Origin of the sequence: Amycolatopsis orientalis (assembly GCF_000943515.2) — a bacterium.
GTDB classification, from domain to species: domain Bacteria; phylum Actinomycetota; class Actinomycetes; order Mycobacteriales; family Pseudonocardiaceae; genus Amycolatopsis; species Amycolatopsis orientalis.
In genome coordinates, this window is sequence record NZ_CP016174.1 from 4,529,445 (window position 1) to 4,546,185 (window position 16,741).

Here is a 16,741-nt window from a genome sequence, read left to right on the forward strand (position 1 = left end):
TGGGCTTGCGCGGCGCTGGTACGATAAAAGGTATGGCAACACGTAAGGTCACTCTCTCACTCGACAGTGGTGCGCTCGAGTTCGCCGAACGGGCGGCCAAGGCACACGGGATCTCGGTCTCCTCGTGGTTGTCCAAGGCCGCCCGCAGGGAAGCCGTCCGCACCGGATACACCCCGCAGCGCGCTCCGGCCGAACCGTCCGCCCGATCGGACGAGGCCGAGCTGACAGCCGCGGAGAAGGATCTGCGTGCACAGGGGTGAAGTCTGGACGTACCACCCCCCGACCGAACCGGCACGGCAGCGCACCGTCGTCCTGCTGTCCTCGGACGGGGTGAACGAATCCGAGCGGCCGTGGCTGCTCGGCACCGAACTGCTGGATCGGGATCCCCAGGACATCCTGGGTGTCGCCGTCGACGCGCGGTACTGGGTCTCCACGTTGAACCTCACGCGCCTGTACCGGCCGTGGTTCGACGAGAAGATCGCGGAGATCGACCAAGAGGTCCAGGAGCGCATCGACATCGCGTTGCGCGCCGCCCTCGACCTCTAGAGCGGCCCTAGCGGGCGATGACCTCGGGCGCGGCGTGCAGTTTGCCGTCGGGTCCGGAGAGGCACGACGCGTTACCACCGCGCGCGGCGAGGAACTCGTTGAGGCAGTTCGCGACCTGCGCGTGCCCGTTCGCGTTGGGATGGAACGACTCCTGCAGCGCGTGGCTCGCCCGGTCCACCTGGCCGAGGTCGCGCAGCTGCAACGTCAGCCTGCTGAACCACTCGTTCGCCGGATCGCTGCTGCACGCCTCGCGGCCCGCGCCCGCCCGCGAGAGGTCGAGGAACCGCGCGCTGGTCGCCCTCGACGCCTGCTTGAGCCCGTCCGAAAGGACGGAGACGCCGTCGCGCCGCATCCACTCCAGATCCTCGGTGCGGAACGGGCAGCCGTTGAGGCTGCGGAGCGCCTCCGGGATCTGCGGGCCGACAGGCGAGGCGTACGACATCAGCACGAGCTGGTAGTCCGCCGGGATGTACCCGGCCTGTGCCAGCACCTTCTTGACGTCGGCGACGGCGTTGGTCACCTTCGGCACCATGGCGTCCACTTTGGACTTCCAGGTGGTGCGGAGTGCTTCGCTGCACGGCGGATTCTGCGGGGAGAACCACGCCTTGAAGCATTCGTTGACCTGAGCGGAGAACTTGGGCTCGTCGTTCGCGCCGATCGCGATCACCACCGCGGCGACCCGGTGGTCCTTGACCAGGTTCGCGAGCTGCTGGGCCTGCGAGGGTTCGGTCCACTGCTTGGCCTCGCCCAGCGCGATCTGCTCCGAAGGCGCCCCGGAGCACGCGAGGTTCACGCGCGCGGTGACGTCGGGGATCTTGATCTGCTCGACGAAGGCGTTGGGGGAGCGGTGGCACCAGTTCCCGCCCTGACCGTTGGTCGACGGCGTGTAGTCGCCCGCGCCCTCCCCGGAAACGGTGCTGTCGCCGATGGAGACGACCGTCAGCGGCCCCGTACCCGGCGGACCTTGGCGCGGGGACGGCTGCCCTGGGCGGCTTTCCGACCCGGAGAAGGCAATGAACCCGACGAGAACCACCACGAACGTGAGCGCGAGAGCACCCCACCACCACCGGAAACGTCGCATCGTCACCGGATTCTACGGACACCTGGCCCGACCGGGTGATCATGGCGGTGTGACGGTGGTGACCGCGCCTCAGCCGGCCGCCGTCAGATCGGTTCCGGCCGCCAGTTCCGAAACGATGTCGAGCACCGCGGGCAACGCGGGTTTGTCGTTCCCGGGCGACCAGGCCGCCACCGTGCGGGCGGTTTCTCCGGCCAGCGGCACGAACACCACGCCGCTCCGGCGGAGGCTGTGGGACGACCGGGCGAGCCTGGTGACGCCGACGCCCGCGGCGACCAGGCCGAGCAGCCCCTGCACGGTCGCGGCCCGCTGCACGACCCGCGGAGCGAACCCGGCGGCCTCGAAGTCGCTGTCGTAGCGGCGATGCCACGGCTCCCATGAACCGCGCGGCGTGAGGACCCACGGCTCGTCCGCCAGATCCGCGAGTTTCACCTCGCGGACGCCTGCCAGCCGGTGGCCCTCCGGCAGGACAGCGCAGACCTCTTCGGTGATCAACGTGCGGGTCTCGAATCCGTCGACCAGCGGTGGCCGGGTGAAGATCAGGTCGTAGCGGCCTCGGGACAGCCCGTCGACCAGCGGCGCGATCTGGGTGTCGTCGGTGGTGAGGACGAGGTCGGGAAGCCGGTCGCGGACCGCGCGCACCACCGGCGGGAGCAGATAGTTCGCCGTGGTGGTCAGGAAACCGAGATGGAGTGTGCCGATCTCGCCGCGTACCGCCCGGTCCAGCACCGACAGCGCGTCGTCGTTGCGCGCCAGCACGGCGCGGGCCTCGGGGAGGAACAGCGAGCCGACTTCGGTGAGCCGGCTGCCGCGGCTGTCGCGATGGAGGAGCTTCGCGCCAAGGATCCGCTCCAGCACGGTGATCTGCTGCGAGAGCGACTGCTGGGCGATACGCAGACGGCGGGCCGCGCCGGTGAAGCTCGCTTCCTCGGCGACGGCGACGAAGTACCGCAACTGCCGCAACTCAGGGGTCACAGGCCACGACTGTAGCCGCACCAGGAAGTCGGTGTTGGCGGACCGGGCACGATCTTCGCACGATGGTGGGCAGGAAGACCGGAGATGGAGGAATCCCGAAATGACGAAGGAAACCGAGGGCCGGGTCTGGCTGATCACCGGTTGCTCGGCCGGGTTCGGCAGGCAGCTCGTGCTGGCCGCGCTCGACGCGGGTGACCGCGTGATGGCCACCGCGCGACGTCCGGAGACGCTGTCCGAACTGGAAGAACTCGGCCGGGGCCGGGTGCGCACGGCCACCCTCGACGTCACCGATCCCGCGCAGATCGAAGCGGCGGTGAGCGCCACCCTCGCCGCGTTCGGCCGGATCGACGTCGTGGTCAACAACGCCGGGCACGGATCCGTCGGCGCGGTCGAGGAACTCACGATGGCGGAGCTGCGCTCGCTGATGGACGTGATGTTCTTCGGTGCCGTCGAGGTCACGAAGGCGGTGCTGCCCCACCTGCGCGAGCAGGGCAGCGGCGCCATCGTGCAGATGAGTTCGATGGGCGGGCAGCAGAGCCCGCCCGGATTCGGTGCCTACTGTTCGGCGAAGTTCGCCCTGGAGGCGATGTCGGAGTCCCTGGCCGCCGAGGTCGCGCCGTTCGGCGTCAAGGTGCTGATCGTGGAACCCGGCGCCTTCCGCACCGAGTTCGGCGGTGGCCGGATGCAGCGCTCGCGGTTGATCGATGCCTATCGTGCCTCGACCGGCGCGATCCGGGATTTCGTCGAGGGGATGGACGGTTCGCAGCCCGGTGACCCGGCCAAGGCCGCCGCCGCGATCCTGAAGGTGCTCGACAGCGACAACCCGCCGCTTCGGCTCGCGCTCGGCGACGACGCTGTCGACGGGCTGCGGGCCACGCACGAGGCGAAGGCGGCGGAGCTGGCGGCGTGGGAGGAAGTGAGCCGGTCCACGGCGTTCTGAGCGGGTCAGCCCACCCAGCGCTGGATCGCGGCGTCGAGCAGCTTCCGCGCGTCGTCGGCGTCATCGTCGCAGGCCCAGGCGATGACGCCGTCCGGGCGCACGAAGAGACTCGGTAGCGGGGCAGGGTCGGCCACCGAGGCGACCCTGTCTTCCGCACCGCGGATCGCTTCGGCGTACCGGCCGTCGGGCGAGCGGTCGACGAGGACGAAGCGGCCATCGTGCGCGTGATCGGCGAGCCGGGTCCCGGAGGTGAGTTCGACGTCCCCGGCGATCGAGCCGACCGGGCCGTCGGCGTCCTCGGCGACGTCGTATCGCTGCAGGATCCCGGAGGAGAGCGCGAGCATGCGATCGGTCGCGCCGGGAACGGCGAACAGTTCCCCGCCGATGACCTTCCGCAGCTGAGCGGTGCGCTCGTCGCCGCGCAGGAGCGCCACCTGTGCCCGCGTCCAGTCGAGGACCCACGCTCCGATGGGGTGCCGTTCGGCCTCGTAGGTGTCGAGCAGCCCGGCCGGCGCCCGGCCGTTGACGGTCGCGGCGAGTTTCCAGCCGAGGTTCACCGCGTCGCCGAGGCCGAGGTTCAGGCCCTGTGCGCTGAACGGTGAGTGCACGTGAGCCGCGTCGCCCGCCAGGAAGACCCTGCCGCGACGGTAGTTCCGTGCCTGGCGGGCGTTGTCCGACCATCGGGTCGCCCGCCCGTGCAGCCCCGTGATCGTCACCGGGACCCCGGTGACGTCCCGTACCGCGTCCTGCAGTTCTTCGACGGTCACGGGTGCGTCCTTGTCCTCGGGTTGCGGCGCGAACCGGGCGACGAGAACGCGTCCCGGGACCGGCCCGTAGGTGTAGATGCCACGAGGTGTCCAGGTCCATCCCCGCCGCAGTTCGCTCGGGTCGTCGAAGTCCGCGATGGCCTGATAGCCCACCATCTCCGGATCGGTGCCCGCGAAGTCGACGCCGAGCCGCCTGCGGATGACGCTCCGTCCGCCGTCGGCCGCCACGACCCATCCGGCGGAGAAGTCGCCCGCGCCGGTCTCGACGACCACGTCGGCGTCGTCGTCGAGACTCGCGCCGGTGCTCCGCAGTCCCCGCACCTCGACGCCGCGGCGGATCTCGACCCCGAGCCGGGCGCAGTGTTCGCCGAGCAGCAGTTCGAGTTCGTGCTGTGGCACCACGATCCCGTTGGCGACCGCCGTATGCGCGGCCAGCACCGGATCGTCCTGGTCGACCAGATCGTGCCGGAACATGATGCCCGCGAAATGCCCGATGACCGGGAACCGGCGAGACGTCCGCATCGCCGCTCCCTCCAGTTCGCGCACCAAGCGGTTCGAACGGCCGGCGGTGAAGGAGCCGGTGGCCGCCATGCGACGGCGCTGCACCTCCTCCGCCGCGGGCAGCAGGCCGCGGCGGTCCAGGATCTCGGCGCTCGCGACGTTGATCGAGCCGGACTTGATCGTCGGATCCGGTTCCTCGAGACGTTCCAGGACGCACACCCGCACTCCGCGCAAGGCGAGTTCGCTCGCCACGAACAGGCCGGTGGGTCCCGCCCCGACGACGATCACATCGATCCGCCGCACAGTTCCTCCAAGGTTTACTCAGTAAGTTTACTTGGTAAGCTTAACGAGTAAAGGTAAGGTTGTCACATGGCGAAGCGGGGAGACCGAGGCGGCGCGAAGACGCGGGCACATATCGCCGCGGTCGCGACCGGGATGTTCGTGGAGCGGGGTTTCGACGACGTCACCGTCGCCGAAATCGCGGCCGCCGCCGGGGTTTCGAAGGTGACGGTGTTCTCGCACTTCGACCGCAAAGAAGATCTGGCGCTGGACCGTCTCCCGGACGCGGTGAGCATCGTGCGGGCGGCGGTCCGCGATCGCGCGGCCGACGTCAGCGCCCTTGAAGCGCTCCGCGGAATGGCCCTCGCGCTCACGGACGAGCAGCATCCGCTGTCCGGATTGAGCGAGGGTGCCGAGCCGCTCGCCCGAACCGTGGCCGGATCGCGCGCGCTCATTTCCCGTCTCCGCGAGTTCGAGCACGAGATCGACGCCGAGCTGGCCGACGAACTGGAGAACGACGCCCGCTTCTCAGGCGACAGCGAGCTGACCGCCGCGCTGGTCGTCGCCGCGTACCGCACGGTCGTGCTGGCGACGGTCCGGCGCCGCCTCGCCGGTGAGGACCTCGCGGATCTCCTCGCCGCCCATCGTCAGCGGCTGGACTCCGCGTTCACCGCGCTTTCCGCCGCACTCCCGGGCTGACGGGTCAGCCGTCCATCCTGGTGGCGAGGATCGCCGCGCCGGGGCCGGAAAGCTCGCCGAGCGCCGGGCTCCGGCCCGCGATGGCCAGCAGGAGCGGCTCGCCGTGGCCACGCACCTCCGGTCCGGATCCGGCCGACCAGCCGAGGTCCGTCGCGACGAGCCGGAGCCCGCATGCCCGCCGGTAGGCCTTGACCGGCGGGGCGAAGCGGGCGAAGGCCAAGGCGTGGCGCAGCCGTTCCGGCGGTATCTCGCGCGGAAGACCCAGCGGCCGCCGGATGTCCTGCTGGTGGACGAGCCCGTCGAGCAGCGCCACCCGGCCACCGAAAGCGGCGGTCAAGCCGCGCGGCTGGAGACGTTCCTCGATCCTCGCGATCAGCTCCTCCGGGGTCCGATCGGGTTCGCGGGCGACTCCGAGCGCGTTCATCCGGTCCAGCCGCAGCCCGGCGCGGACGGCCTGGCCGAGCAGATCACGGAAGCCCAGGTGGTCGTAGTCGACGACGTGGGCGACCACCTCCCGGACCGTCCATTCCGAACACAACGTGGGGGCGTCCCACTGCGCGGGCGTCAGTGTCCGGAGGAACGCGGCGAAATCCGTGCGTTCTTCCCGTGCGAGTCGCGCGACCGACTTCACCTGTCACCTCCAGGGGTCATTCGTAGTCGAGCCAACCGCAAACGTAGTAGTTCGTGTCCTCGTTACGCTCGACATTCCAGGAATAGACGACGTCGCCCGCCAGCCTGCCGGTCCGGGCGTTCCGCTGGGTGATCTTGGCCTGCACGGTCACGTACTCCATCCCGGACTGGACGGAGTACGGCAACAGTTCCCAGCGCTCGACGTAATGCCCGTGGAGTTCGAACCCGAGCAGGGTCTCGCGCAGGCGCGGGCAGGTGCCGCTGCGCAACGCGGTCATGTCGTGATTGGCCAGCCCATTCATATAGACCTGGAAAACCCGGTCGATCGCCGCGGGTTCGAGGCCCGGCGCGGAGGACGAAGTCGGCGTCGAGGAGGGCGTCACGGTCACGGTTTCGGTCTGGGCCGGGGGATCGGGGTACGACGTGGACGTCGCGGCCGCCGAGTCGGAACGCGGCGAAGGAAGCACGCCTCGGCACGCCGACAGGGAGGTGCCGAGGCCGATCACGAGCGCGCCCGCCAGGACGCGGGAAGTCAGAGGTCTCACGCCGCCGACGCTAAGCGGGGTGGATGAAATTCGGATGAAGCGCGTCTACCGCCGGGCCCAGTGGTACTGGAGCAGGATCTCCAGTGGACGAACGGCCCGGTCGAGGAACATCAGGTCGTCCAGCCGGCAGTTGCAGGGGTTCCCCTCCCGGGTGTTCTGCGGGAAACTGCCGCCGATCTTGATCCCCCTCGGGTCGGTCGCGGACGCCGGATCGGGTTCGGGTTCGCCGCCGACGGCCCAGGGGTCGCCCTGATCGACGTAGAACCCTTCGACGGGTTTTCCGTTCCGGTACAACGCCATCGTGCCGTTGTCGTAGTCGAACACCGCCGCCAGGAACACCCATTCGTCCGGTGGCAGCAGTTTCCGCCAGTCCTCCGCGGCCGCGAAGGTCTGCGACGCGGCGCCGTCGATCCGCCTGCCCAGGGCGACCAGCCGCAGCTCACCGTCCACAGTGATCAGTTCGAGCAACGCGCGCACCGCGTGCCCGTCGGAGTTCCCCGACAGCAGACCCACCAGCCCGACGGCGCCGTACCGCACGCCCGGCGTGGACGAACCGGGATTGGGGCTCGGATTCTCCCCGGTCATCTTGACCCAGCCCATCACGGTCGCCGCCCTGACGCCGTTGAACGCCCTCAGCGTGGGCACGCCGTCGGCCGAATACCGGCCCGCTTTCCAGTCGTCGGCGCCTTTCTGGGCAGGGTTCACCTGTTTGACCTGGAGTGCGTTGCGGCCAGGGCCGCGGTCCGGCACGCGCATCGCCGCCCCGCCGTTGACCAGGGTGATGTCGGTGCCGGACCGGCCCTGGTCGGCCTCCTGCCCGGGACTGCCGGGGACGGGATGCTCGAAGTCGTAGTACGCGACGAGATTCCGGCTCAGCGACGGGAAGACGCCGACCGGCCGGGGAGCGGCCGCGACGGGGGCGGCGAACGTGATCGCGAGCAGGACGACCAGTGGTACCGCCAGGAGTTTCCTCATCGGCGCTCCCCGGTGACGGTCAGGTCGCGGACGCGGCCGACGTTGTCGAACGAGCCGAACCCCACCCGGCCGGAGGTGAACGTCCTGTCCACCGCGGTCATCAGGGGCGCGTCGGAACCGTCGACATAGACCGCGATCTCGCCCGTGTCCGCACAGTGTTCGACGCGGACGTCGTGCCAGCGGGCGTCCGTGATCGCCGGGAGCGCGCCCACCGAACGCGGCCCGTCCCACTGGTCGTCGATCCGCAGCCGGTCGGCGTCGTTGACCGCGAAGATCCCGTTGTGCGGGTAGATCCGGTTGTCCGTGGACAGATGCGCGTAGTAGAACCGCGTATCGGACTGGTAGCCGAAGACCAGGACGACGTCCCGGTTGGTGATCTCGACGGGAGTGTCGAGCCGGACTTCGGCGTCGATGCGCACCGAACCGAACTCGGGGCCTTTCCGCAGCACCGCGTACTCGAACGGCCTGCGCGGCCCTGGCCTCGCCTCGCCTGCTTCGGCGAGGACGACCTCACGCCCGGGGAACCGCCACTTGGCCGGCGTCACCGGGGCCCAGTCCTTCTCGCTCATCGCGTGAGAGACGCGGGTGAACCCGGCGCGGCAGTCCGCGAACCACCGGGTCCCGGTCACCTTCCAGATCTTCCCGTTGGCCTTCGCCAGCAGGTACAGCTCACCGGCCCGGTCCTGGCCGAACCGCAGATCGACCCGCGCGTTCCCGGCGATCTCCGGCATGGTGACGCGTTCGCCCTTCTCGTCGTAGAGCATCAGCTCGCTGACCTTCGGAAGCGGGCCGCCGCGCCGCATTTCCCGCACGTCGGTGTACAGCACCTTGCCGCCGACGCCCTCGCCGAAGACGTATTTGCCCTGAAGCCCGTCGAGCCGGTGCCCGCGATAGACGAAGCCGCCGATCAACGCCGTCCCGCTGTCGGCGCACGGCCGCGCGGACGGCAGCCGGTTGTGGTCGAACGCCGCCACGGGATAGGAGTAGCCGTACTTCGCGTCGTCCGAGGGCAGCGGGAAGACACCGCAGCTGGGGTCGCCCCGGCGATAGCTGAACGGCCCTTCCCGTTCGCTCCAGCCGAAATTCGCGCCGGGCGTGACCTCGTAGACCGATTCGACGACCTTCTCGCCGATGTGCCCGAGGAACATCCGGTGCCTCCACCCCGCCGGGTTCCAGCTGAACCGGTACGGATCGCGCAGGCCGGACGCGTAGACCTCGCCGAGCGCGCCCGCCTTGCCCACGAACGGGTTCGTGCGGGGAATCCCGTACTCCCCGTTGGCCGAGCCGGTGCCACGAGGATCGATCCGCAGCAGTTTTCCCTGTGGCCAGGCCAGATCCTGGGGAACCGAGTTCTTCGTGCCGACACCGCCGTCACCGACGGCCAGGTAGAGGAGGTCGCGGTCTTCGTCGAAGGCGCGCGCGTACGGGTTGAACCCGATCTCCTGGATGCCGTGCAGCGTCCCTTCGAAGCCGAGCCGCAGGACTTCCCGGCGTGCACCGTCGAAGGCGTCCGCCGCGGGGTCCTTCGCCGTCCATTCGGTGAGGACACCTTGCGCCGCCTGCGTTTCCGGGTACGCGAGATCGGGGATCTTCGACGTCAGCGCGCCGAAGGCCTCCGTGTGGACCGTGTAGAACCGGCCGTTCTCGGCGAACCGGGGGTGGAACGCGACGAACCCGAACCCGCTGCCGAGCCCGCGATGGGTGAAGAAGTCCGGGCCCACGGCGGCGCCGACGTCGAGATAGACGTGCTGCCGTCCGTCCTGGAGGAAGTAGAGCTTGCCGTTGAGATCGGGAACGTAGAGCCGCCCGGGACGGCCGGGGACCTCGCCGAGGTGATTGACGCGGTTCCAGCGTTTCAGCCTGCTGTCGGTCGGCGGTGGCACCGGTTCGGACCGGGGGAGCTGCGCGATCTCCTTCAGCTCCAGGCCCAGACCGGACACCGTCGGTGTCGGCAGTGGATCGAGGATCTGGTCGTCGGCCCGGGCGGCGGGGGAGAGGAGCCCCGCCACGAGGACCGCGGCGAGTACGGCCGCCGAGCATGATCTGAGTCCGGACATACGCATACGCCCCCACCACTCTGTGCAAGCGGGCACCCCGCCGCAAGAAAGCGCTTTCTCGCGGCGGAATCTCGACCGTACCGAGCCGAAACCGGTGTCGGCTAGGGCCTAATGGGGGCTGAAGTCAGCAGTTCTCCAGGAAGTGCCGGAGTACCCGCGTACCGAAGCGCAGACCGTCCACCGGGACACGCTCGTCGACACCGTGGGCCATCGCCCGGTAGGGGAACCCTTCCGGCAGCCACAGGGGCGCGAAGCCGTAGCAGTCGATCCCGAGCGGGCTGAACGCCTTCGCGTCCGTTCCGCCACCCATGCAGTAGGGGACCACGACGGCCTCGGGATCCTCTGACTGCAGCGCGTCCGCCATCGCGTCGAACCACGGCGAATCCACCGGCGCCTGTACCGGTGGCTGGTGCGCGACGAACTCGCGGGTGACGCCTTCGCCGAGCATCGCGTCGATCTCGGCGAGCAGCTCCGGTTCGGCGCCGGGCAGCACGCGGACGTCCACCTGGGCCTGTGCCGAAGTCGGGATCACGTTCACCTTGTAGCCGGCGTCGAGCATGGTCGGGGTCGTGCTGTTGCGGACGGTCGGCACCACCAGCGCGCCCGCCGGTCCGAGCCGCGCGATCGTTCCGTCCACATCGGACAGATCCACCGGGACGCCGAGGGCTTCCCCGGTACGTTCCAGGAACGCCCGCACCGTCGGGGTCAGCTGGACCGGCCAGCGGTGCGCGGCGATCCGGCCGAGCGCGGTGACCAGCCGGGTGACCGCGTTCTCGTCGTTGGGCCGCGATCCGTGCCCCGCGCGTCCCTTCGCGGTCAGCCGCAGATGTGCGGTGCCGCGTTCGGCCGTCGCCACCGGGTAGAGCCGCACGGTCCGGCCGTCGGCGGCGGGGACGTGGTAGGTGTAGGCGCCCGACTCGCTGATCGCGGCCGCGCACCCGTCGAACAGGTCCCGGTGCGCCGCGGCGAGCCAGTGCGCGCCGTACTCGCCCTTGTCCTCCTCGTCGGCCACGAAGGCCAGCACGAGGTCCCGGCGCGGCCGCGCACCGGTGGCGAGGGCGGCGAGCACCATCGCGCAGAAGTCCTTCATGTCCACCGCGCCGCGGCCCCAGAGGAAGCCGTCGCGGACCTCGCCCGAGAACGGGTCCACCGACCAGTCGGCGGCGTCGGCCGGGACGACGTCGAGATGACCCTGGACGAGCAGCGCGGGCAGGCTCGGGTCGGTACCGGGGACCCGGGCGATCACGTTCGCGCGCCGGGGCGCGGACTCGATGATCTTCGAGTCGATCCCGATCCCGGACAGCAGCGACGCGACGTACTCGGCCGCCTCCCGCTCGCCCTCGGAGTCCCCGTCGCCGCGGTTCGTCGTGTCGAACCGGATCAGCCGCGAACAGATCTCGACGACGTCCATGTCCAGCTCAGCCATAGATACCCTGCACCGCCCCGGCCGCGATCGCCGTGACGATCTTGAAGGCCTTCATCGCTTCCGTCATGTCCGGCGCGTCGAAGCCGACCCGCCGGATCCCGATCTGTTCCACCGTCGGGATCACCGCCGCGGCCTGCGCGAGGTGACTGGCGTCGAATTCGACCTCGATCCGGTGCGGGGTGGTGAACCGCTCGACCCGGCCCGCGCGGTTCATCGAGTCCGCAGCGGCGGAGGCCAGCAGTTCCGCGGTCCTGGCGGGCGGGAGGCAGATCGCGGCGTAGCGGCTCACGCACTCCTTCACCGTGACCAGTTCCGCCTCGGGCGCGTAGTCCTGGGCGTCGTCGCAGGCCTTGTCGTCACCGGAGACGACCAGCACCGGGACGCCGTACTCCGCGGCCATCGCGGCATTGAGCCTGCCTTCGCTGGCGGGGACGTCGTCGAGCCACACGCCGGTGATCTGGTTCTCCAGATAGGTGTGGGAGAGGACGCCGTCGAACCCCGCCCCGGCGTGGTAGCCGAGGAAGACGACTCCTTCCACCCCGGTGTCGATCCCCTGCATCATCGAGAGCGGCTTGTGCCTGCCGGTGAGCATGCGCGCCCGGCCGTCGAGGTCTTCGAGCAGGAGATTCCGCTGGGACGAATGCGCCTCGTTGACCAGGACGTCGGTGGCGCCGGCGTCGAACAGCCCGGCGATGGTCGCGTTGACGTCACCGGTGAACAGGCGCCGGAACCGCTGCCACTGCTCGGTGCCGGGGATGACGTCCTCGGTCCAGGTGACGCCGGTGGCGCCCTCCATGTCCGCCGAGATCATGATGCGCATGCCGGGCACCCTAGCCGAGGCGCTTTGCCCTCGCCGCCGGGCTCAGGGCCAGGAACCGGAACGCGGATAGGCGGCCCAAGCGCGCTCCCAGGCCGCGGCCCGGCGCCGGTCCAGGACCAGCCGGACGCCCCGGTGGAGCACGACGAGGCCCGCGACCACGGCGAACCAGAGCCAGAGACCGACGAGCACGGAATCGAACACGGCCGTGGACGCGGTCTTCGGGGCGGGGGTGAGGTCGCCGCGCGCGTCGATCCAGATCGGGACGGCCGATCCGGCCGGGCTGCCCGGGGTCGCGAGGACGCCGCCGGTGTGCCGGGCGCCGCGGGTGTCGGTCCAGGTCGCCTCGGTGGTGTAGTCGCCGGTCCCGACGCTTTCGCTGTCGACGACGCGGACGGGCGCGGCCTTCAGCAGGTACGCGGTGGCGGGCAGGCGACCGGCGGTGTCCGCGGCGGCCTCGGCCACCTGCCTGCCGTGGTTGGCCGAGCCGACGGCGGCCGCGACGGGGATGGCGAGGAGCGCGGCGAGGATGACGAGCTTCAGAAGGAGGGCCTCGAAGCGGTCCGAGGCGCGCGCCAGCGAGTTGTGACCGGGAAAGAGCCGCCGCCGGAATCGGGCGATCGGACCACTGGACCCGTGCACGAGGAACCCCATTCCCTCAGACCGCGAAAACTCCCTCTTCGATTCTCGGTCACCGGTGCGCCGCTGTCGCGGTAGGGGGACACAGACCACTCTGTGAATCCGTGCACAGCCGTTAATTCGTTTTGCCCTTCCGCGGCCACCGGCTACCGTCTCGGTCCATGGGGACTTTGTTCTACCTGTGATTCTCGCCTTCGACGCGGCCCTGGCGTAGAGCCTTCGCTCCGCCGGGCCGCGTCCTTCCGCGTGCGCCCTTCTTCCTTCGCCGTACGCGGAATCTTCCTGCCCGATCGCGATCGGCCGTGCCGAGAATCAGGAGGACGCCCCTTATGCGTACCCCGTATCGAAATCCCGGAACACAACTCGTGCTCTCCGGTGTCACCAAACGTTTCGACGACCACGTCGTGCTGGATCAGGTCGGCTTCACCGTCAAACCGGGGGAGAAGGCGGGCGTCATCGGCGACAACGGCTCCGGTAAGTCCACGCTGCTGAGGCTGATCGCCGGCCGCGACGCGGCGGACAACGGCACGGTGACCGTCACCGCGCCCGGTGGCACCGGGTATCTCCCGCAGACGCTGGAGCTGCCCGACACCGCCACGGTCGGGGACGCGATCGACCTCGCGCTGGCGGACATCCGGGAGCTGGAGTCCCGGTTGCGGGCGGCCGAGGCGTCGCTGGAGACCGCCGAAGACCTGGCCGCCTACGCCGATCTCACGACCGCCTACGAAGCCCGCGGCGGTTATGAGGCCGATGCCAGGGTGGAGGTCGCGTTGCACGGGCTCGGGCAGCCGGGCCTCGATCGCGGCCGTCCGCTGGGCAGCCTCTCCGGCGGGCAGCGGTCACGGCTGGCGCTCGCCGCCACCCTGGCGGCGTCGCCCGAACTGCTGTTGCTGGACGAGCCCACGAACGATCTCGACGACGAAGCCGTCGCCTGGCTGGAGAACCACCTTCGCGGGCATCGCGGCAGGCTCGTCGCGATCACCCACGACAGGATGTTCCTCAGCCGCGTCACCACCACGATCCTCGAGGTCGACGCCGACCGCCGCACCGTGCACCGGCACGGCGACGGTTACGCGGGCTACCTCGCGGCGAAGGAGGCCGCGCGGGCCCGATGGGTCCGGGAGTACGAGGAGTGGCGGCTGGAGAAGGCCCGGTACGAAGCACTGGCGGACGCCAACATCGACCGGTTCTCGGCGATCCCGCGGAAGGCCCCGGCCGCCTTCAGCGGGGCCGGCGCCTTCCGCGCCCGTTCCCGGGCGCACGGGGCGATGAGCCGGATCCGGTCGGCCCGCGAGCGGATCCAGCGGCTCGAAGCCGACCCGGTCCCGCGTCCGCCGGAGCCGCTGCGGTTCACGGCGAGGATCGCGGCGGGGGAGGCGACCACCGATCGGCACGTGGTCAAGGTGGACGGCGTGTCGGTGGCAGGCAGGCTGCCGCGCACGTCGCTTCACGTGCTGCCCGGTGAGCGGGTGCTCGTGACCGGCCCCAACGGGGCGGGCAAGACCACCCTCATGCGGGTGCTCGCCGGTGAACTGACCCCCTCGACCGGGTCGGCGGAGCGGGCGGGCCGGATCGGCTTCCTGCGGCAGAACGGTGGTCTGGCGGGCGACGAGCGGACCGTGCTGCAGGTGTTCGCGGCGGCCGGCGACGAGGAGGAGGCCGCCGGGACGTTGCTGTCCCTCGGTCTGTTCCGGGCGTCGGACCTGCGGAAACCGACCCGGGAGCTGTCCGTCGGGCAGCGCCGCAGACTGGACCTGGCGCGGCTGGTGACCGCCAGGACCGACCTGCTGCTGCTCGACGAACCGACCAACCACCTCGCCCCGGACCTGGTGGAGGAGATGGAGCGGGCGCTCGGGGAGTACGGCGGTGCTCTCGTCGTCGTCACCCACGACAGGCGCATGCGGCGGACGTTCGAGGGCAGGCGGCTCGAGCTGGCCCCCGAACCGGTCGCCGTCTGAGATCCCGGCCGTGTCGCGCATAGTGAGACGGCGAACACCGCACCGGGCGCTCGGCGTAACCTTCCCGGATGCTCCGGCCACTTCGTCGTGGCCGTCCGGGGGCTTCGACGATGACGTTGGGGAGATGATCGACTTGACCGGCAGCACGGTCCGCCACGCCGTCTACCTGCCGCCTTTCGGCCCGTTCGGTGAGCCCGCGGTGCTCGTCGATCTCGCCGTACGGGCGGAGGCGGCGGGCTGGGACGGTTTCTTCCTGTGGGACCACGTCGTCGCCGACACGATGCCCATCGCCGACCCGTGGACGACGCTCGGCGCGATCGCGCACGCCACCAGCGGCCTGCGGTTCGGGCCGATGATCACCCCGCCAGCCCGGCGGCGCCCGTGGGTGGTCGCACGGCACGCGTCGACGGTCAGCAGGCTGTCGGGCGGCAGGCTGATCCTCGGCACGGGCCTCGGCTCGGACGAATCCGGCGACTTCAGCCGGTTCGGCGAGCAGACCGACCTGCTGACCCGGTCGGCGATGTTCGACGAAGGCCTCGACGTCATCCGCGCGATCTGGTCCGGCAGGCGTTTCGACCACGACGGCGCGCACTATCAGGTCGCCCTGGCCGAAGCGCCGCCCGAGCCGTATCCGATCCCGATCTGGGTGGCGAGTTCCACCGACAACCCGCGGGTCGTCCGGCGGGCGGCGCTGTGCGACGGGATCTTCCCCAACCCCGAGGATCACACGCCGACCGCCGAAGAGATCGCCGAGACCCACCGCGCGCTCGGTATGGCCGGGCTGGAGCCGGGCAAGCCGTTCGACGTCGCCGTCGCCGGGAACGCGAGTCCCGCGTGGGAGGAACCGATCAAGGTGGACCTGCCCGCGCTGGCGGGGGCGGGGATGACCTGGTGGATGGAATCGCTGATGCACCACGATCCGCTGGAGCTTTCGCAGAAGATCGTCGACGCGGGCCCGCCACGCTGGTGAGCGGGCGGTCCACCCTCTGTCCATAAAGGACCAACGCACCGTCCTTCCGTTGCATCCTCCGCAGGATTCCGTTGCTCCGAACGACTTCATCGCCCTTGCGGCGGCGTCCGCCTTTGATAGCGTCCTGCGAGCCAGCGACGCCGGGGGAGGGGGCCGATGCCTGACGAGCCGGACGGGACCGAACTCGACGGCCATCACGCGATGCGGCTGGAAACCGGGGTCGCGCTGATCAACGCCCTGACCGGGGAGTACGCCCACGGCCGGGCGAAATCTCCGCTCGGCGGGCACGAACTGGTCCGCGCCGCCGCGGACGCGATCGAGGGCGACGGCCAGGTCGATCTGCTCGCCGCGGAACGATTGCGGGATCTCGCGTCGCGGCTGCGGGAGGTCATCGAGGCGTTGTCCCGGAACGAGGACGATCAAGCGGCCGGGCTGCTCAACCGGATGCTCGCCGACAGCCGGGCGCGACCGGTCCTGCACCGGCACGACGAGCGGCCGTGGCATCTGCACTTCCACAGCCCCGAGGCCGATCTCGTCCAGCAGTGGGCGGCCGGGCTGGTGGTGTCCGTGGCCGCCGCGTTCGGTGCGCACATCCCGCACCGGGTCGGGCTGTGCGCGGCGCCCCGGTGCGATCAGGTGTACGTCGACGCGAGCCAGGCGCAGATCAAGCGTTACTGCGGACTGGCTTGTCAGAACCGCGTCAAGGCCGCCGCGTACCGAGCCCGCGTACGCCGGTCAGACCCGTGAACCGGACGGCTCGGACCCGTGAACCGGACGGCGTCGCGTCGATGTACCACTCGCGGTTGAAGACGAGCCCGAAGAACGGCGCGGGAAGCCGGGTCAGGACGCGCATCAGCGGCGCGAGCCTGCCGTTCCCCCGCACCTGGGAGGAGTGGGCGGCGATCGCGGCCTGCTTCTGACCCGCGAAGCGCCGGACGT

General features: G+C 70.4%; 18 protein-coding genes. 8 read left to right on the forward strand and 10 right to left on the reverse strand.

The window, feature by feature from the left end:
- Nucleotides 1-32: 32 nt before the first annotated feature.
- Nucleotides 33-260, forward strand: a complete 228-nt coding sequence (locus tag SD37_RS19780) for a hypothetical protein (protein ID WP_044853281.1) — start codon at nt 33-35, stop codon at nt 258-260.
- Nucleotides 247-546 carry a hypothetical protein gene (locus SD37_RS19785; RefSeq protein ID WP_005150941.1) on the forward strand — a complete coding sequence of 100 codons (300 nt, stop codon included), beginning with the start codon at nt 247-249 and terminating at the stop codon, nt 544-546. Before SD37_RS19780 ends, SD37_RS19785 begins: the two co-directional genes overlap by 14 nt.
- A gap of 7 nt (nt 547-553) precedes the next feature.
- Here SD37_RS19785 and SD37_RS19790 read toward each other — a convergent pair whose 3' ends face one another.
- Together SD37_RS19790 and SD37_RS19795 are read right to left on the reverse strand one after the other, a co-directional pair.
- The gene (locus SD37_RS19790) at nt 554-1,627 is read right to left on the reverse strand and encodes a GDSL-type esterase/lipase family protein (RefSeq protein ID WP_083255290.1); all 1,074 of its coding nucleotides are present in this window, start codon (nt 1,625-1,627) and stop codon (nt 554-556) included.
- A gap of 69 nt (nt 1,628-1,696) precedes the next feature.
- Nucleotides 1,697-2,599: a LysR family transcriptional regulator gene (locus SD37_RS19795; protein ID WP_044853282.1), complete on the reverse strand. Its 903-nt coding sequence runs from the start codon at nt 2,597-2,599 to the stop codon at nt 1,697-1,699.
- Nucleotides 2,600-2,699: 100 nt separating this feature from the next.
- On the opposite strand from SD37_RS19795, the gene SD37_RS19800 reads away from it, so the two are divergent.
- A complete protein-coding gene (locus SD37_RS19800) occupies nt 2,700-3,539 on the forward strand; it encodes an oxidoreductase (RefSeq protein WP_044853283.1) in 840 nt (279 codons plus the stop codon).
- Nucleotides 3,540-3,544: 5 nt separating this feature from the next.
- Here the strand turns inward: SD37_RS19800 and SD37_RS19805 are convergent, their stop codons facing one another.
- Nucleotides 3,545-5,110, reverse strand: coding sequence for an FAD-dependent oxidoreductase (locus tag SD37_RS19805; protein WP_044853284.1), 1,566 nt, complete (start codon nt 5,108-5,110; stop codon nt 3,545-3,547).
- 66 nt (nt 5,111-5,176) lie between these two features.
- Here SD37_RS19805 and SD37_RS19810 point away from each other — a divergent pair, with 66 nt between their 5' ends.
- The gene (locus tag SD37_RS19810) at nt 5,177-5,785 is read left to right on the forward strand and encodes a TetR/AcrR family transcriptional regulator (RefSeq protein WP_044853285.1); all 609 of its coding nucleotides are present in this window, start codon (nt 5,177-5,179) and stop codon (nt 5,783-5,785) included.
- Nucleotides 5,786-5,789: 4 nt separating this feature from the next.
- On the opposite strand, the gene SD37_RS19815 is transcribed toward SD37_RS19810, so the two are convergent.
- The 7 genes from SD37_RS19815 to SD37_RS19845 form a co-directional block, all read right to left on the reverse strand.
- Nucleotides 5,790-6,416: a maleylpyruvate isomerase family mycothiol-dependent enzyme gene (locus tag SD37_RS19815; protein WP_044853286.1), complete on the reverse strand. Its 627-nt coding sequence runs from the start codon at nt 6,414-6,416 to the stop codon at nt 5,790-5,792.
- Nucleotides 6,417-6,432: 16 nt separating this feature from the next.
- Nucleotides 6,433-6,960 (reverse strand): hypothetical protein, encoded by a 528-nt coding sequence (locus SD37_RS19820; RefSeq protein ID WP_236725422.1) that lies wholly within the window; start codon nt 6,958-6,960, stop codon nt 6,433-6,435.
- A 45-nt stretch (nt 6,961-7,005) separates the two neighbouring features.
- The gene (locus SD37_RS19825; protein WP_044853287.1) at nt 7,006-7,935 is read right to left on the reverse strand and encodes a LamG domain-containing protein; all 930 of its coding nucleotides are present in this window, start codon (nt 7,933-7,935) and stop codon (nt 7,006-7,008) included.
- Entirely contained in the window at nt 7,932-9,992 is a 2,061-nt protein-coding gene (locus SD37_RS19830) for a PQQ-dependent sugar dehydrogenase (protein ID WP_145926672.1), read from the reverse strand. Before SD37_RS19830 ends, SD37_RS19825 begins: the two co-directional genes overlap by 4 nt.
- 124 nt (nt 9,993-10,116) lie before the next feature.
- Complete coding sequence (locus SD37_RS19835; RefSeq protein ID WP_044853289.1) at nt 10,117-11,418, reverse strand: M20/M25/M40 family metallo-hydrolase; 1,302 nt, start codon at nt 11,416-11,418, stop codon at nt 10,117-10,119.
- The gene (locus SD37_RS19840) at nt 11,411-12,238 is read right to left on the reverse strand and encodes a M55 family metallopeptidase (protein WP_037312441.1); all 828 of its coding nucleotides are present in this window, start codon (nt 12,236-12,238) and stop codon (nt 11,411-11,413) included. Before SD37_RS19840 ends, SD37_RS19835 begins: the two co-directional genes overlap by 8 nt.
- A 42-nt stretch (nt 12,239-12,280) precedes the next feature.
- Complete coding sequence (locus tag SD37_RS19845; RefSeq protein WP_236725423.1) at nt 12,281-12,877, reverse strand: Rv1733c family protein; 597 nt, start codon at nt 12,875-12,877, stop codon at nt 12,281-12,283.
- Nucleotides 12,878-13,203: 326 nt separating this feature from the next.
- Here SD37_RS19845 and abc-f point away from each other — a divergent pair, with 326 nt between their 5' ends.
- The 4 genes from abc-f to SD37_RS44305 all read left to right on the forward strand — a co-directional run bounded on the left by abc-f (nt 13,204) and on the right by SD37_RS44305 (nt 16,722).
- On the forward strand, nt 13,204-14,832 hold the full coding sequence (gene abc-f / locus SD37_RS19850) for a ribosomal protection-like ABC-F family protein (protein ID WP_044853291.1): 1,629 nt from the start codon (nt 13,204-13,206) through the stop codon (nt 14,830-14,832).
- A 124-nt stretch (nt 14,833-14,956) separates the two neighbouring features.
- The gene (locus SD37_RS19855) at nt 14,957-15,802 is read left to right on the forward strand and encodes an LLM class flavin-dependent oxidoreductase (protein ID WP_037312429.1); all 846 of its coding nucleotides are present in this window, start codon (nt 14,957-14,959) and stop codon (nt 15,800-15,802) included.
- Nucleotides 15,803-15,958: 156 nt separating this feature from the next.
- Nucleotides 15,959-16,549, forward strand: a complete 591-nt coding sequence (locus tag SD37_RS19860; protein WP_044853292.1) for a CGNR zinc finger domain-containing protein — start codon at nt 15,959-15,961, stop codon at nt 16,547-16,549.
- On the forward strand, nt 16,546-16,722 hold the full coding sequence (locus SD37_RS44305) for a hypothetical protein (RefSeq protein WP_418189817.1): 177 nt from the start codon (nt 16,546-16,548) through the stop codon (nt 16,720-16,722). Before SD37_RS19860 ends, SD37_RS44305 begins: the two co-directional genes overlap by 4 nt.
- Nucleotides 16,723-16,741: the final 19 nt, after the last annotated feature.

Excerpts from the sequence above, each read along its gene's own strand:
- SD37_RS19855 (WP_037312429.1), top strand. The coding sequence starts at position 14,957 with ATGATCGACTTGACCGGCAGCACGGTCCGCCACGCCGTCTACCTGCCG.
- SD37_RS19780 (WP_044853281.1), top strand. The coding sequence starts at position 33 with ATGGCAACACGTAAGGTCACTCTCTCACTCGACAGTGGTGCGCTCGAG.
- abc-f (WP_044853291.1), top strand. The coding sequence starts at position 13,204 with ATGCGTACCCCGTATCGAAATCCCGGAACACAACTCGTGCTCTCCGGT.
- SD37_RS19840 (WP_037312441.1), bottom strand. The coding sequence starts at position 12,238 with ATGCGCATCATGATCTCGGCGGACATGGAGGGCGCCACCGGCGTCACC.
- SD37_RS19790 (WP_083255290.1), bottom strand. The coding sequence starts at position 1,627 with ATGCGACGTTTCCGGTGGTGGTGGGGTGCTCTCGCGCTCACGTTCGTG.
- SD37_RS19830 (WP_145926672.1), bottom strand. The coding sequence starts at position 9,992 with ATGTCCGGACTCAGATCATGCTCGGCGGCCGTACTCGCCGCGGTCCTC.
- SD37_RS19810 (WP_044853285.1), top strand. The coding sequence starts at position 5,177 with ATGGCGAAGCGGGGAGACCGAGGCGGCGCGAAGACGCGGGCACATATC.
- SD37_RS19860 (WP_044853292.1), top strand. The coding sequence starts at position 15,959 with ATGCCTGACGAGCCGGACGGGACCGAACTCGACGGCCATCACGCGATG.
- SD37_RS19835 (WP_044853289.1), bottom strand. The coding sequence starts at position 11,418 with ATGGCTGAGCTGGACATGGACGTCGTCGAGATCTGTTCGCGGCTGATC.
- SD37_RS19825 (WP_044853287.1), bottom strand. The coding sequence starts at position 7,935 with ATGAGGAAACTCCTGGCGGTACCACTGGTCGTCCTGCTCGCGATCACG.
- SD37_RS19800 (WP_044853283.1), top strand. The coding sequence starts at position 2,700 with ATGACGAAGGAAACCGAGGGCCGGGTCTGGCTGATCACCGGTTGCTCG.